The following is a 14174-nucleotide window of genomic DNA, read 5'->3' as shown; positions in this document are numbered from 1 at the left end:
GGAAGTCCTTCGGTCGGTACTGGGTGTCGCTGGGGTCTGTCTTGGTAGCGGGAGCGGGACTCGAACCCGCGACACCACGATTATGAGTCGTGTGCTCTAACCGCCTGAGCTACCCCGCCAAACGGGCGAAGGCACGCAGGAACCAGGGTAACCCGGATCCCGCAAACCTCTCCCAGAGCCCCTTTACGGAATCGAACCGTAGACCTTCTCCTTACCATGGAGACGCTCTGCCGACTGAGCTAAAGGGGCAACGACGGAGAACGATACACAGGGGGATGCGTGAACGAGAAATCGGCCCGGACGAGCCCGTTCTACCGCCTGACGAGCCCCTCCGGGAGGACCTCGGAGGGCGCCGTGGAGGCCTTCGAGTCGCTCCCCACGACGGCCGGTCCGTGGTCCCCCGACAGCCAGCACGGCGGCCCTCCGGCTGCTCTCCTGGCGCGCGCGATCGAGGGTCTCTCGGACGCCCGGATCGGCCGGTTCACGATGGAGCTGCTCGGCCCGGTGCCGGTCGGTCCGGTCGCGGTGAGCGCCTCCGTCCTCCGCGCCGGTCGGTCGGTCCAGCTGCTCGGCGCCGAGCTCCGTGACGTGGCGCGGGACCGGGTCGCGGCCACGGCCCGTGCCTGGATGTTCCCGCGGTCGGCAGGGCCGGGCGGTGACCCCGAGCCCCTCCCGCACTCGCCCGCCGACGGCGCGGAGCACCCCCGCCCGAGCGGCTGGCACGGCGGCTACCTGGACGCGATCGAGTGGCGATGGATCAGCGGCGGCCTCGAGGTCCCCGGCACCGGCACGGTCTGGATGCGCAGCCCCGACCTCGTCGTCGGCGAACCGATCTCGCCGGTCCAGCGCCTGCTGGCGTGCGTCGACTCCGCGTCAGGGGCGAGCGCCGCCCTCGACGTGCGCGAGTGGGGTTTCCTCAACACGGAGCTGACCGTGCACGTGCTGCGCGAGCCGGTCGGCGAGTGGATCTGCCTGGACGCGGAGACCACCCTGGCCGACGGCTCGGTCGGCGTCGCGACCTCCGCGGTGCACGACGAGCGCGGCCTGGTCGCCCGGTCGGCTCAGGCGTTGCTGGTCGTGCCCAGGAGCGGCCAGGGGGCAGCCTCCTCGAGCTCGTAGGCGAGCTCCAGGAGGGTGGCCTCGTCCCCGGCACCAGCGGTGAACATCATCCCCTGGGGCAGCCCGGCGACCGTCGTCGCGAGCGGCAGGGAGACAGCCGGGTCGCCGGTGGCGTTCTGCCACGGCGTGAACGCCACCCAGTCGAGGACCCGCTCCATCACGACGTCGTACGACGCGGTGGGGTCCAGGTGCCCGACGAGCGGCGTCTCGTGGGCCAGGGTCGGCGAGAGCGCGACGTCGTAGGTGCGGTGGAAGTCGGCCGACACGGCCTGGAGGCGGCGCAGCCGGCGGATCGCGCCGGGGATCCGGTGCACGTTGCGGCGACTGTGCCGGTCCAGGCCGAGGGTGAGGTTGTCGAGCCGGGTCCGGTCCCAGGTCGGGCCGGCGGCGCGACGACCGGTGCGCACGATCATCATCGCGAGCATCGCCCAGTACAGGAGGAAGTCGTCGGGCACGGACGCCGGCGCGGGGTGCGCCACCTCCTCGACCTCGTGGCCGAGCTCCTCGAGCAGCTGCGCGGTCTTGAGGGTGAGCTCGACGACCTCGGGGGCGGCCGCGCGGCCGATGCCGGCGGTGTGCACGGCGACGCGGAGCCGCTTGCGGCCGGGCCGGGTGACGTCGCCGATCGGCGGCAGCCGGAGCTCGCGGTAGACGGCTTCGGACTCCCGCAGGAACGCCGCGGTGTCCCGCACCGAGCGGGTCAGCACGCCGTCCGAGACGATCCGGATCGGCATCTGCCGGCTGAGCGTGTCCTGGGCGAGCCGGTCGCGGGTGGGCTTGAGCCCGACCAGCCCGTTGACGGCCGCCGGGATCCGGATCGAGCCACCGCCGTCGTTGCCGTGCGCGAGGGGTACGGCGCCCGCCGCGACCAGCGCCGCCGTACCGGCAGACGAGGCGCCGGCGGTCCGCGACGTGTCCCACGGGGAGCGCACCGGGCCGAGCCGCGGGTGCTCGGCGGACGGGCTGAAGCCGAACTCCGAGAGCTGGGTCTTCCCGAGCGGCACCAGCCCGGTGGCGAGGAACATCCGGGCGAAGTCGCCGTCCACCGCGACCGGACGGGCACGGTAGGCGTCGCAGCCCTGCTGGGTCGGCATCTGGGCGACGTCGACGTTGTCCTTGAGGAAGGTCGGCACCCCGGCGAAGAAGCCGCCGCGGGGGTCGCGGGCCTCGGCCCGGGCACGGTCGTAGGCGACGTACGCCACCGCGTTCAGGTCCGGCTGGAGCCGCTCCGTGCGGCTGATCGCGGCCTCGACGACGTCCGGGATGGAGACCTCGCCCTCCTGGATGGCGGTGACCAGACCGACCGCGTCGAGGTCGCCGAGGGCATCGTCACCGAACGCGTGGACACGGCTCACGAGCCGAGGCTAGACCTCTCAGAAGGCCTCGGGACCGAATCGCCAGTAGGCGAGCACCACGCACATCACGATGAGGGCGATGGTGCGCAGTGCGTCGGGGAGCAGCTCGCCGCGGCGTACGTGCACGACGAGCGCACCCACGGTCAGCGCGGCCAGGCACGACGCGGCGACGGGGGTGATGACCCCCAGCCCGACCAGGGGCGGGACGACCAGGCCCACGGCCCCGAGGACCTCGGCCCAGCCGAGCGCACGCAGCTGTCGCTCCGAGTAGTCCTCCGCCCAGGTGAGGCCCTCGGCGACGATCTGCTCGCGCGTGCGCGTCAGCTTGAGGACGCCGGTGCCCAGGAAGAGCAGGGCGAGGAATCCGGCGAGGATCCAGAGCCAGGTGTTGGGTTCCACGCCCCGAACCCTAGGCCGAACCTCAGGACGCTGCGGCAGCCAGGCGGGCGTCGACGGCGACCGGCGCGAGCACGTGGTCGAGGGCGAGCGCGGCGCAGCCGACCAGGCCGGCCCGGTCGCCGTGCGTCGCCGACAGGAACTGCAGGTCGCGGGTGGCCAGTGGGGCGGCGAGCGCGTAGACGCTCTCCCGGATCCCGGCGACGTGGAAGTCGAAGGCCGACGCCATGTCGCCGCCGATCACGATCGCGGCCGGGTTGAGGAGGTTGATCGCGATCGCCAGCACCTCGCCCAGCTCGCGGCCGCTGTCGCGCAGCAGCCCGCGGGCGGTCGGGTCGCCCTGGAGCGCGAGCGCGACCAGGTCGCGCAGGTGGCCGACCTCGTGGCCGGACTCGCGGGCCCGGGCCACCAGGGCCCAGCCGCCGGCGAGGGTCTCGAGGCAGCCGGTCGCGCCGCACCGGCACGGGAGCCCGGCGGCCGCGTCGACCTTGGTGTGGCCGATCTCGCCGGCAGCGCCGAGGTGGCCGCTGAGCACCCGGCCGTCGGCGATGATGCCGAGGCCGAGGCCGGTCGAGGCCTTCACGACGAGCACGTCGTCGAGGGCGGCGGAGCGACCCAGGAGCTCGGAGCGGGCCAGCACGTCCGCGTCGTTGCCGACGAAGAGCGGCGCCCGGGTGACCCCGTCGAGGTACGGCGCGAGCTCGACGCCGTCCCAGCCCGACATCACCGGCGAGCCGATGCTCAGGCCGCGCACGGAGTCGAGCGTGCCGGGCAGGCTGAGCCCGATGCCGAGGACGGGAGGTTCGACCCCGTCGAGCAGGCCGGCGAGCCGGGTCGCGATCTCCGGCATCAGCTCGTCGGGCCCGACGCCGACCTCGTGGTCGCGGGAGTCGGACGCGATCTCGTCGCCGTCGAGGTCCATCACGGCCAGCTGGCTCCGGGACCGGCCGATCGCGACCGCCACGACCACGCCGGCGTGCTGGTTGAAGACCAGCGCCCCGGGCGGTCGGCCCCCGGTGGACGCGAGCTCCTCGCCGAGGAGCAGCAGTCCGGCCGAGGTCAGCGAGCTGACCCGGGTGGTGATGGCGGTCCGGGACAGGCCGGTGAGGGCGCGCAGCTGCGACCGGGTGCTGGCGCGGCCGCTGCGCACGAGGTCGAGCAGCTCGCCGGCGGTGGCCGGGGCGGCACTCTCGCGCACGTCGGTGCGCGGCAGCGCGCCACGGGTCGAGGTCTGCGTCACGGGCGAGAGCATAACGCGCCATACTTTGATCGTGAAAGAACCTTAGTTGTGCTTGCAATGAGCCGAACTAGTTCCTACCGTGGATGCCATGGACCCTCACCCCAGCCCGCACGTGCTGCCGGCCGCGTGCGACTTCACCGTCTTCGGTGGCACGGGAGACCTGGCCCTGCGCAAGCTGCTGCCGGCGCTCTACCACCGTGACCTCGAGGGTCAGCTGCCCGCGGACTACCGGATCCTGGGCGTCTCGCGCTCCGACCTCGACGACGCCGGCTGGCGTGCGGAGGTGCGTGCGGCGCTCACCCTGCACGTCGACGCCAGCGACCTCTACGACGGCGCGGTCGACCGCTTCCTGGCGCGGCTCTTCCACCTGATGCTCGACGCCGAGGTCCCCGAGGACTGGGACCGCTTCCACGCGCTGCTCAAGGACCGGCCGCACCCCGAGGACGCCGTCCGCGTCTTCTACCTCGCCGTCGCCCCGAAGCTCTTCGGCTCGATCTGCCAGCGCCTCGACGAGATCGGCGTCGTCGACGAGCACGCCCGGGTGGTCCTCGAGAAGCCGATCGGCCACGACCTGGCGTCGGCCCGCGAGGTCAACGACGCGGTCGGCCAGGTCTTCGCGGAGTCGCAGATCTTCCGGATCGACCACTACCTCGGCAAGGAGAGCGTCCAGAACCTCCTGGTGACGCGCTTCGCCAACACGTTCCTCGAGCCGCTGTGGAACTCGCGCTGGGTCGACCACGTCGAGATCACCGTCTCCGAGACCGTCGGCGTCGGCGGCCGCGGCGAGTACTACGACCACGCGGGCGCGCTGCGCGACATGGTGCAGAACCACCTGCTCCAGCTGCTGTGCCTGGTGGCGATGGAGCCCCCGACGTACGTCGGTCGCGAGACCGTGCGTGACGAGAAGGTCAAGGTGCTCCAGGCACTGCGACCGATGGGGCCGACCGACGTCGACCAGGACACCGTCCGCGGTCGCTACGAGGCCGGCCTCGTCGACGGCGTCGCCGTGCCGTCGTACGCCGAGGACCTCGGTCACGGCGGGTCTCGGACCGAGACCTTCGTGGCCCTCAAGACCGAGGTGCAGAACTGGCGATGGGCCGGGGTGCCGTTCTACCTGCGCACCGGCAAGAGGATGGACCGACGGGCGTCCGAGATCGTGGTGGTCTTCAAGGAGCCGCCGCACTCGATGTTCCCCGGGGCCGAGGGCGTCACCGCGCCGAACCGGCTGCACATCCTGGTCCAGCCCGACGAGGGCATGCGCCTGCACCTCACCGCCAAGGAGCCCGGGCCCGGGGGCTACCGCCTCCGGCCGGTCTCCTTGGACCTCAGCTACGCGACCGCGTTCGACGAGCGGCTCCCCGACGCCTACGAGCGCCTGCTGATGGACGTGATCAAGGGCAACCCCACCCTCTTCATGCGTCGCGACGAGGTCGAGGCGGCGTGGACCTGGACCGAGCCGATCCTTCGGCGCTGGGCGGCGACGCCCGACCGGCCGAAGAAGTACCCGGCCGGCACGACCGGTCCGACCGCCGCCGCGATGCTCCTCGAGCGGGACGGCCGAACCTGGCAGGAGCCCGACCAGTGACCCCTCCCCCGCAGCAGCTGCACCCCACCCTGGCGGCCGTCACCGAGCGCATCGTCGAGCGCAGCGCCGAGAGCCGCGCGGAGTACCTGCGGCGCATCGACGCGGCCGCCGTCGCCGGCCCGGCCCGCGGCCGGCTCGCCTGCGCCAACCTGGCCCACGGCTTCGCGGCCTCCGAGCCGACGGAGAAGCAGGCGCTGCGCGGCCACACCAAGCCGAACGTCGCGATCGTGTCGTCGTACAACGACATGCTCTCGGCGCACCAGCCCTACCGCGACTACCCCGAGGCGCTGAAGAAGGCCGTCATCCGCGGCGGCGGCATCGCCCAGTTCGCCGGCGGCGTGCCGGCGATGTGCGACGGGATCACCCAGGGCCGCGACGGCATGCAGCTCTCGCTCTACAGCCGCGACGTCATCGCGATGGCGACGGCGATCGCGCTCTCGCACGACATGTTCGACGGCGCCCTGATGCTCGGGGTCTGCGACAAGATCACGCCCGGCCTGCTCATCGGCGCGCTCTCCTTCGGCCACCTGCCGACGGTCTTCGTGCCGGCCGGTCCGATGACCTCGGGCCTGCCGAACTCCGAGAAGGCCCGCGTGCGCCAGCTGTACGCCGAGGGCAAGGTCGGCCGCGACGAGCTGCTCGAGGCCGAGGCTGCGTCGTACCACTCGGCGGGCACCTGCACCTTCTACGGCACGGCCAACTCCAACCAGCTGCTGATGGAGGTGCTCGGCCTGCACCTGCCGGGCTCGTCCTTCGTCAACCCGGGCACGCCGCTGCGCGAGGCGCTGACCCGCGCGGCCGGTCGCCGCGCCGCCGAGCTGCCGACGCCGATCGGCCGCGTCGTCGACGAGAAGGCGGTCGTCAACGCCTGCGTGGCGCTGCTCGCCAGCGGCGGCTCGACCAACCACACCATGCACCTGGTCGCGATCGCCCGGGCCGCCGGCGTCGCGCTGACCTGGGACGACCTGTCGGACCTGTCCGCCGTCGTGCCGCTGCTGAGCCGGATGTACCCCAACGGCGAGGCCGACGTGAACCACTTCCACGCCGCGGGCGGCATCGCGTTCATGGTGCGCACCCTGCTGGAGGCGGGGCTGCTCCACGACGACGTGCAGACCATCGTCGGCCATGGCCTGTGGCGCTACACGCAGGAGCCGGTGCTCCGCGGTGACGACCTCACCTGGGAGGACGGGCCGACCGAGTCGCTCGACCACGCTGTGCTGCGGCCCGCCGACGCACCGTTCTCGCCGGACGGCGGCCTGCGGATGCTCACCGGACCGCTCGGCCGCGCCGTCATCAAGACGTCGGCGGTCAAGCCCGAGCACCGGTTCGTCAGCGCACCGGCCGTCGTCTTCGACGACCAGCACGACTTCCTGGAGGCCTTCGGTCACGGCGAGCTCGACGGCCGCGACTTCGTGGCCGTGATCCGCTACCAGGGTCCGGCCGCCAACGGGATGCCCGAGCTGCACAAGCTGACCCCGGCACTCGGCGTGCTCCAGGACCGCGGCCAGAAGGTCGCGATCGTGACCGACGGCCGGATGTCCGGCGCGTCGGGCAAGGTCCCCGCTGCCATCCACGTGACGCCCGAGGCCGCGCTCGGCGGCCCGCTGTCGCGGATCCAGGACGGCGACGTGGTCACCGTCGACGCCGACGGCGGCCTGCTCGGCCTGCACGTCGACCACGAGGTCTTCGCCCGTCGCCCGATCACCGGGCGCGCCCCGCAGGGCCCCGAGTGGGCCGGCACCGGTCGCGAGCTCTTCGCGGCCTTCCGCGCCACGGTCGGCTCCGCCGACACCGGCGCCAGCGTCTTCCCGGGCGTCACCGCCCCCGGCCAGGAGGTCCCCGTTGTCCAGCCTGCTTGATGTCGTCCCCGTGATGCCGGTCGTCGTCGTCGACGACGTCGACCACGCCGTCCCGATCGCACGGGCACTCGTCGCGGGCGGCCTGCCGGCGATCGAGCTCACCCTGCGTACGCCGGTCGCGCTCGACGCGATCCGGGCGATCGCCTCCGAGGTGCCCGAGATCCTGGTCGGTGCCGGCACCGTCGTGGCGCCGGGTCAGGCCAAGCTCGCGGCCGACGCCGGCGCCCAGTTCCTGGTCTCCCCCGGCACGACGGTGCAGCTGCTGCACGCCATGCAGGACACCGGGCTGCCGTTCCTGCCGGGCACCGCCACCGTCTCCGAGGTGCTCGCCGCCCTGGAGGCCGGCTGCACGGAGCTGAAGTTCTTCCCGGCGGCGGCGTCCGGCGGCACGGCGTTCCTCAAGGCCGTCGGGGCCCCGGTGCCGGCGGCCCGCTTCTGCCCGACCGGCGGCATCACGCTCGGCTCCGCGCCGTCGTACCTCGCGCTCGACAACGTCGGCTGCGTCGGCGGCTCCTGGATCACCCCGGCCGACGCGCTCGCCGCCGGCGACTGGGACCGGGTCACCCGCCTCGCCGCGGAGGCTGCCGCGCTCGGCTGACGGTTCGTCCTAGTCTCGCGGGCGTGGACCGACAGACCGAGGAGCTCCGCGACGCCCACGACGTGCTCGCCGACGTGTACGTCGAGCGCCTCACGGGGCTGCTCGACCAGATGCCGATCGAGCGGGCGGTGCTCGGCCTCTTCGCCGAGCTGGTGCGCGACGCGGGCCCGGGTCGGGTCGTGGGCGACCTCGGGTGCGGGACCGGTCGGCTGGCGCCGTACTTCTCCGCCCAGGGGTTCAGGATCCGCGGCGTCGACCTGTCCCCGGAGATGGTGCGGGTGGCGCGGCGCGACCACCCCGACCACTCCTTCGAGGTCGGCGACCTGCGCGCCCTGCCGATCGGCGACGCGGAGCTCGACGGCGCCGTCGGGTGGTACTCGATGATGTACCTCGACCCCGACGACCGGGCGCTCGCCTTCGCCGAGCTCGCCCGCGCGGTGAAGCCCGGCGGGTACGTCGCGACGGCGTACAAGATGGGCGACGACACGCTCCGCCGGGACGGCAAGACGCTCGACCTCGGGATCGGCTTCGACATCTACTGGCACTCGCCGACGGAGGTCGAGCGGCGGTTCGAGGACGCTGGCTTCGAGGTCGTGTTCACGGCCGGTCGGCCCGCGGACCCCGACGAGGTGCAGCCGCAGGGCTACCTCGTCGCCCGCCGAGCCTGAGAGGAGCTCGATCATGCTGCCCCGCGTCCACGACGTCGACCTGCTGACCCACCGGGTCGGGCTCCTCGAGTGGGGCCCGTCCGACGGCCGTCTGGTCGTCGCGCTGCACGGCTTCCCCGACACGGCCTGGACCTGGCGGCGGGTCGCGCCGCTGCTGGCCGAGCACGGCCTGCGGGTCGTGGCCGCGTCGATGCGCGGCTACGCGCCCTCGGGGATCCCGGCGGACGGAGACTTCTCGGTGCGCGCCCTCGTCGCCGACGCGCGGGCGCTGCACGAGGCCCTCGGCGGTGACGCCGACAGCGTGCTGCTCGGCCACGACTGGGGCGCGATCACGACCAACGCGGTCGCGGCCGACCCGGCCTCGCCGTACGCCCGGCACGTCGCGCTGGCGGTGCCGCCGTTCTCGGCGATGAGCGGGTGGGATCCCGCCCTGCTGCGCCAGCCCCTGCATTCCTGGTACATCGCCTACAACCAGGTGCCCGGGTTGGCCGAGCGGACCTTCGACTGGCTCACCGAGCGACTGTGGCGCGCGTGGTCGCCGGCGTACGACGCCCGCGAGGACCTCGAGCTGCTGCGCGCCGCCGTGCCGGACCGCGAGCACGCGCGGGCGGTGGTGTCCTACTACCGCGCGATGCTCGGCCGCGGCATCACGCCGGCGCTGGCCGAGCCGGTGCACCCGCTGCTGGTCCTGCACGGTGACGGCGACCGCTGCATGGAGCCGGGCCTGGCGCGACGTGCGGGTGCGACCGTGGTGCCCGGCGCCGGGCACTTCCTCCAGCTGGAGCAGCCGGAGGCGGTGGCCGAGGAGATCAGTCGCTTCCTCGCCTGAAGCAGCCGACCAGGTGGGGATCGAAGATGCCGATCGCCTCCATCAGGGCGTACATCGTCGTCGGTCCGACGAAGGCGAACCCGCGCTTCTTCAAGCCCTTCGAGAGCGCCACCGACTCGACCGACGTGGTCGCCATCTCGGTGGTGTCGGCCCAGGCCGGCGGCTCGTCGGGGGCGAACCCGAGCACGAACGCCTCCAGCCCCTCGGCATCCCGCAACGCCACGCTCGCCCGGGCGTTGGTGACCGCGGCCTCGATCTTCATCCGGTTGCGGACGATCCTCGGCTCCTGCATCAGGCGCTCGACGTCCGACTCGTCGAACGCCGCGATGGCGCCGGCGTCGAACCCGTGGAAGACCTCGCGGAACGCCGGTCGCTTGTTGAGGATCGTGGACCAGGACAGCCCGGACTGGAACGCCTCGAGGGTCAGCCGCTCGAGGTAGGCCGCCTCGCCGTGGACGCGCCGGCCCCACTCCTCGTCGTGGTAGTCGCGCATCACGCCCGCGCCACCCGCCCATGGGCAGCGCGCGACCCCGTCCTCACCGATCAGCGGTCCCATGCCTCCATCCTGGCCCAGGCCGCCGACACCCTGAACCTCGCGGCGCCCACCCCCGTGTCATCCCCATGACGAACCGCACGCCCGCCGTGCTGGCGCTGAGCGCCGCACTCCCGCTCCTCACGTCGACGTTCCTGGTCGACACCTCCGCCCACGCCGATCCCGCCCAGCGCGCCGTCGTACGCCTCGAGACCCGGCTGCGTCCCAGCGGCGACCCGGACGGGGCGGGCCAGGCCCACCTCACCTTCGACCGGGCGCGCGGCCGGGTGTGCGCGACGGTCGAGTGGCGGCGGATCCAGCGGCCCGACTCCGCCCACATCCACCGGGTGTCCGACGGCAGCATCGTCGTCGACCTCGGCGGCTCCGTCACCGGCGGTCCGCGGTGCACCACGGGTGTGCCGAGCAGGACGATCGCGCAGATCCTCCGGCACCCGCGTCAGTACTACGTCAACGTGCACAACCCCACGTACCCCGCGGGCGCCATCCAGGGCACGCTGCACCGCTGACGGGTAGAGGAGGCGTCAGCGTCGCTCCTTCAGGCGGGCGTTGGGCAGCGGCGGCGCGGGGATCGGCGGGCGCTCGTCACCGACCGGGACGCCGAACCACCCGTCGGTGAGCCGGCCGTCGACGATCTGGTCCTGCCACGCGTTGCGCCACTCCACGACCTCCTCGTGGGTGCGAGCCACGATGTTCCACCACATGACGATGCTCTCGCCGAAGGGCGGCCCGCCCAGGAGCAGCAGCCGCACCGGCTCGTCGTACGCCGTCAGCGTGAGCGTCGTCGACCCGGGCGGGACGTAGGCGAGGTCGTGCTGCTTGGTCTCGGTGCCGTCGACCGTGAGCACGCCCGCGTCCACGAGGACACCGTGCTCGAAGGCCGGGTCGACGTCGAGCACCACGGTGGCGCCGGGCTCGAGCAGGATCTCGGCGCCGAGCAGGGGTGTGTACGTCGGGACCGGTGAGGCGTCGCCCAGCAGCGAGCCGAGGAAGACGCGCGCCACGTAGCCGTCACCGGTGACCGGCTCCGGCGCGTGGTGCGCGAAGTCGGGGTCGACGGCGCGCGACGCGTCGGGCAGCGCGACCCAGAGCTGGGCGCCGTGCAGGGTCGTGGTCGTCGGCGGCGAGACCTCGGAGTGGCTGATGCCGCGGCCGGCGGTCATCAGGTTGACCTCGCCGGGGCGCACCATCGCGTGGTGGCCGGCGCTGTCGCGGTGCTCGACCTCGCCGGTGAAGAGCCAGCTCACGGTCTGCAGCCCGGTGTGCGGGTGCGGCGGCACGACCATGCCGCCGGTGTCGGCGACGTCGTCGGGGCCGTAGTGGTCGACGAAGCACCACGCACCGATCAGTGACCGCTCGCGCTGCGGGAGGGTACGCCGCACCCGCATCGCCCGCGGCCCGCCCAGCGGCACGTCGCGGGGCGTCATGATCTCGACGCCGGACGCGGGCGCCGTACGGCAGTCGAGCTCCGGCGGCTTCTCCTCCAGGTTGCTCATGACAGGTGCTCGGGCTCGACGGTGCGCTTCTTGTCCCCGCCCTCGACCTGGCCGGCGTCGCTGCTCTCGACGCCCTGTCCGCCGGTCGGCGGCTCGAGCCGGACGATGACCGACTTCGAGGTCGGGCAGTTGCTGCCGATGGCTGTAGAACCCAGTGGGACAAGGGGATTCGTCTCCGGGTAGTACGCAGCCGCGCAGCCGCGGGGCTGCTCGTAGGGCACCACCCGGAACTCCGGCGCCCGACGCTCGGAGCCGTCCGACCACTCGCTGACCAGGTCGACGACGGACCCGTCAGCGAGCCCGAGCGCCGTGATGTCGTCGGGGTGCACGAAGACCACGCGCCGCCCGTTGTGGATGCCGCGGTAGCGGTCGTCGAGCCCGTAGATCGTCGTGTTGAACTGGTCGTGCGAGCGCAGCGTCTGGAGCAGCAGCCGGCCCTCGGGGACGTGCAGCACGTCCGTGGGACTCGTCGTGAAGATCGCCTTGCCGACCTCGGTCTTGAAGGTCCGCGAGTCCCGCGGCGGGTGCGGCAGCACGAAGCCGCCCGGCTGGCTGACCTTCTCGTCGTACGCCGCGCAACCCGGCACCACGCGGGCGATCCGGTGCCGGATCTCGGTGTAGTCGGAGCGGAACGCGTCCCACGGGATGCCGTGCCGGTCACCGATCGTCGCGATCGCGAGCGAGCAGATGATGTCGACCTCGGACCGCAGGTACGGCGAGGCCGGCTTCAGCGGGCCGTGCGAGGCGTGCACGGCCGACATCGAGTCCTCCACCGTCACGCGTTGCAGCCGCCCGCCGGTCAGGTCGCGCTCGCTGCGCCCCATCGCGGGCAGGATCAGCGCCTCGCGGCCGGTGACGACGTGTGAGCGGTTCAGCTTCGTGGAGACGTGGACGGTCAGGTCGGCGCTGCGCATCGCCTGCTCGGTGACCTCGGTGTCGGGCGCGGCCGAGACGAAGTTGCCGCCCATGCCGACGAAGATCTTGGCCTTGCCGTCGCGCAGCGCCTCGATGGCCTGGACGGTGTCGAAGCCGTGCTCACGGGGCGGGTCGAAGCCGAACTCCTTCTCGAGCGCGTCGAGGAAGTGCGCCGGCGGCTTCTCCCAGATCCCCATCGTCCGGTCGCCCTGGACGTTGGAGTGGCCGCGCACGGGGCACAGACCGGCGCCGGGCTTGCCGATGTTGCCCTGCAGGAGCGCGACGTTGACGATCTCCTTGACGGTCGCGACCGCGTTGCGGTGCTGGGTGATGCCCATCGCCCAGCAGATGACCGTCGCGTCGGACTCCTGGAACATCCGCGCCGCGGCCACGATCTCGGACCGGTCGAGCCCGGTGGCCCGGCGTACGGCGTCCCAGTCGAGGTCGCGCGCGGCCTCGGCCCACTCCTCGAAGCCGGCCGTGTGGTCGCGGACGAACTCGTGGTCGACGGCGTCCCACTCGAGCAGCAGCGCGCCGATCGCCTGGAAGAGCGCGAGGTCGCCGTTGACGCGCACCGGCAGGTGCAGGTCCGCGAGCCCGGTGCCCGCGCCGGCCCAGCCGCGCACCTTCTGCGGGTTCTTGAAGCGCACCAGCCCGGCTTCGCGGAGCGGGTTGATCGCGATGATCCTGGCGCCGTTCTGCTTGGCGATCTCGAGTGCACTGAGCATCCGCGGGTGGTTGGTCCCGGGGTTCTGCCCGGCGATCACGATCAGCTTGGAGCGGTGGATGTCCTCCAGGCTGACCGATCCCTTGCCGATGCCGATCGCCTCCGCGAGCGCGACCGAGGTCGACTCGTGGCACATGTTGGAGCAGTCCGGCAGGTTGTTGGTGCCGAAGGCACGGGCGAAGAGCTGGTAGGCGAACGCCGCCTCGTTCGACGTCTTGCCGGAGGTGTAGAACACCGCCTCGTCGGGCGACGCCAGCCCGTTGAGCAGGCCACCCATCAGCTCAAAAGCCTGGTCCCACGCGATCGGCTCGTAGTGCGTGGCCCCGGACCGGAGCACCATCGGCTCGGTGATCCGGCCCTGCTGGCCCAACCAGTAGTCCGTCTTGTCGCGCAGGTCGTCGATGGAGTGCTCGAGGAAGAACGCCCGGTCGACCCGGCGCCGGGTCGCCTCCTCCGTGACCGCCTTGGCGCCGTTCTCGCAGAACTCGGCCGTGTGCCGGTGGCTCGGGTCGGGGTCGGGCCAGGCGCAGCCCTGGCAGTCGAAGCCGTCGGCCTGGTTGAGCCGGAGCAACGTCTGCGCCGTACGACGCACGCCCATCTGCTCGACGGCGAGCTTCATCGAGATCGCCACCGCCGTCGCGCCCGCCGCCGCCTGCTTCGGCCGCTCGACCTCGAGACGCTCCTCGTCGATGTCGTGCTTCGGTGCCTTCCTCATGCCACCATCCTGCCGCGCGACTCCATGGAACCGACGTACCCATCGGCCCGGCAAGGGATGTGCCAGTCTCAATAGCCCGTCCCGGCCCTGTCCGCGAGCGCCCCGATCCCGCTAGGTTGCAG

13 protein-coding genes and 2 tRNA genes are annotated in these 14174 nt (G+C 72.7%); 7 read left to right on the top strand and 8 right to left on the bottom strand.

Annotation, left to right across the window (positions count from 1 at the left end):
• Window positions 1-42 precede the first annotated feature (42 nt).
• Both ACFPYL_RS04530 and ACFPYL_RS04525 read right to left on the bottom strand, forming a co-directional pair.
• Window positions 43-119 (bottom strand) — tRNA-Met (locus ACFPYL_RS04530).
• Window positions 120-176: 57 nt separating this feature from the next.
• Window positions 177-249: transfer RNA gene (locus ACFPYL_RS04525), tRNA-Thr, on the bottom strand.
• Between the two features lie 30 nt (window positions 250-279).
• Between ACFPYL_RS04525 and ACFPYL_RS04520 the strand changes: the two genes are divergently transcribed.
• Window positions 280-1119 carry a thioesterase family protein gene (locus ACFPYL_RS04520; protein ID WP_379150817.1) on the top strand — a complete coding sequence of 280 codons (840 nt, stop codon included), beginning with the start codon at window positions 280-282 and terminating at the stop codon, window positions 1117-1119.
• On the opposite strand, the gene ACFPYL_RS04515 is transcribed toward ACFPYL_RS04520, so the two are convergent.
• The 3 genes from ACFPYL_RS04515 to ACFPYL_RS04505 are packed head-to-tail and all read right to left on the bottom strand — an operon-like array spanning window position 1062 to window position 4110.
• Window positions 1062-2474: an amidase gene (locus ACFPYL_RS04515; protein WP_379150815.1), complete on the bottom strand. Its 1413-nt coding sequence runs from the start codon at window positions 2472-2474 to the stop codon at window positions 1062-1064. The two genes, ACFPYL_RS04520 and ACFPYL_RS04515, sit on opposite strands and share 58 nt — an antisense overlap.
• An 18-nt stretch (window positions 2475-2492) precedes the next feature.
• Entirely contained in the window at window positions 2493-2873 is a 381-nt protein-coding gene (locus ACFPYL_RS04510) for a DoxX family protein (protein WP_379150812.1), read from the bottom strand.
• 22 nt (window positions 2874-2895) lie between these two features.
• The gene (locus tag ACFPYL_RS04505; RefSeq protein WP_379150809.1) at window positions 2896-4110 is read right to left on the bottom strand and encodes an ROK family protein; all 1215 of its coding nucleotides are present in this window, start codon (window positions 4108-4110) and stop codon (window positions 2896-2898) included.
• Window positions 4111-4198: 88 nt separating this feature from the next.
• Between ACFPYL_RS04505 and zwf the strand changes: the two genes are divergently transcribed.
• The 5 genes from zwf to ACFPYL_RS04480 are packed head-to-tail and all read left to right on the top strand — an operon-like array spanning window position 4199 to window position 9649.
• On the top strand, window positions 4199-5695 hold the full coding sequence (gene zwf, locus ACFPYL_RS04500; RefSeq protein ID WP_379150806.1) for a glucose-6-phosphate dehydrogenase: 1497 nt from the start codon (window positions 4199-4201) through the stop codon (window positions 5693-5695).
• Window positions 5692-7554: a phosphogluconate dehydratase gene (gene edd, locus ACFPYL_RS04495; RefSeq protein ID WP_449289702.1), complete on the top strand. Its 1863-nt coding sequence runs from the start codon at window positions 5692-5694 to the stop codon at window positions 7552-7554. The genes zwf and edd overlap by 4 nt, the downstream gene beginning before the upstream one ends.
• Window positions 7538-8152 carry a bifunctional 4-hydroxy-2-oxoglutarate aldolase/2-dehydro-3-deoxy-phosphogluconate aldolase gene (gene eda, locus ACFPYL_RS04490; protein ID WP_379150804.1) on the top strand — a complete coding sequence of 205 codons (615 nt, stop codon included), beginning with the start codon at window positions 7538-7540 and terminating at the stop codon, window positions 8150-8152. The genes edd and eda overlap by 17 nt, the downstream gene beginning before the upstream one ends.
• A 23-nt stretch (window positions 8153-8175) precedes the next feature.
• Complete coding sequence (locus tag ACFPYL_RS04485) at window positions 8176-8820, top strand: class I SAM-dependent DNA methyltransferase (RefSeq protein ID WP_379150801.1); 645 nt, start codon at window positions 8176-8178, stop codon at window positions 8818-8820.
• Window positions 8821-8833: 13 nt separating this feature from the next.
• A complete protein-coding gene (locus ACFPYL_RS04480) occupies window positions 8834-9649 on the top strand; it encodes an alpha/beta fold hydrolase (protein WP_379150798.1) in 816 nt (271 codons plus the stop codon).
• Here ACFPYL_RS04480 and ACFPYL_RS04475 read toward each other — a convergent pair.
• Entirely contained in the window at window positions 9630-10205 is a 576-nt protein-coding gene (locus ACFPYL_RS04475) for a DNA-3-methyladenine glycosylase I (protein ID WP_379150795.1), read from the bottom strand. The genes ACFPYL_RS04480 and ACFPYL_RS04475 overlap by 20 nt on opposite strands.
• A gap of 65 nt (window positions 10206-10270) precedes the next feature.
• Between ACFPYL_RS04475 and ACFPYL_RS04470 the strand changes: the two genes are divergently transcribed.
• Window positions 10271-10708 (top strand): CHRD domain-containing protein, encoded by a 438-nt coding sequence (locus ACFPYL_RS04470; RefSeq protein ID WP_379150792.1) that lies wholly within the window; start codon window positions 10271-10273, stop codon window positions 10706-10708.
• A gap of 15 nt (window positions 10709-10723) precedes the next feature.
• Here ACFPYL_RS04470 and ACFPYL_RS04465 read toward each other — a convergent pair whose 3' ends face one another.
• Both ACFPYL_RS04465 and ACFPYL_RS04460 read right to left on the bottom strand, forming a co-directional pair.
• Window positions 10724-11695, bottom strand: coding sequence for a pirin family protein (locus ACFPYL_RS04465; RefSeq protein ID WP_379150790.1), 972 nt, complete (start codon window positions 11693-11695; stop codon window positions 10724-10726).
• A complete protein-coding gene (locus ACFPYL_RS04460; RefSeq protein WP_379150787.1) occupies window positions 11692-14052 on the bottom strand; it encodes an FdhF/YdeP family oxidoreductase in 2361 nt (786 codons plus the stop codon). The genes ACFPYL_RS04465 and ACFPYL_RS04460 overlap by 4 nt, the downstream gene beginning before the upstream one ends.
• Window positions 14053-14174: the final 122 nt, after the last annotated feature.

The organism is Nocardioides hankookensis (genome assembly GCF_042658885.1).
GTDB lineage: Bacteria > Actinomycetota > Actinomycetes > Propionibacteriales > Nocardioidaceae > Nocardioides > Nocardioides hankookensis.
This window is presented reverse-complemented; position numbering and strand designations above follow the sequence as displayed.

Coding starts and splice junctions, on each gene's coding strand:
- zwf (WP_379150806.1), top strand. CDS start 4,199: ATGGACCCTCACCCCAGCCCGCACGTGCTGCCGGCCGCGTGCGACTTC.
- ACFPYL_RS04480 (WP_379150798.1), top strand. CDS start 8,834: ATGCTGCCCCGCGTCCACGACGTCGACCTGCTGACCCACCGGGTCGGG.
- ACFPYL_RS04475 (WP_379150795.1), bottom strand. CDS start 10,205: ATGGGACCGCTGATCGGTGAGGACGGGGTCGCGCGCTGCCCATGGGCG.
- ACFPYL_RS04470 (WP_379150792.1), top strand. CDS start 10,271: ATGACGAACCGCACGCCCGCCGTGCTGGCGCTGAGCGCCGCACTCCCG.
- ACFPYL_RS04465 (WP_379150790.1), bottom strand. CDS start 11,695: ATGAGCAACCTGGAGGAGAAGCCGCCGGAGCTCGACTGCCGTACGGCG.
- ACFPYL_RS04460 (WP_379150787.1), bottom strand. CDS start 14,052: ATGAGGAAGGCACCGAAGCACGACATCGACGAGGAGCGTCTCGAGGTC.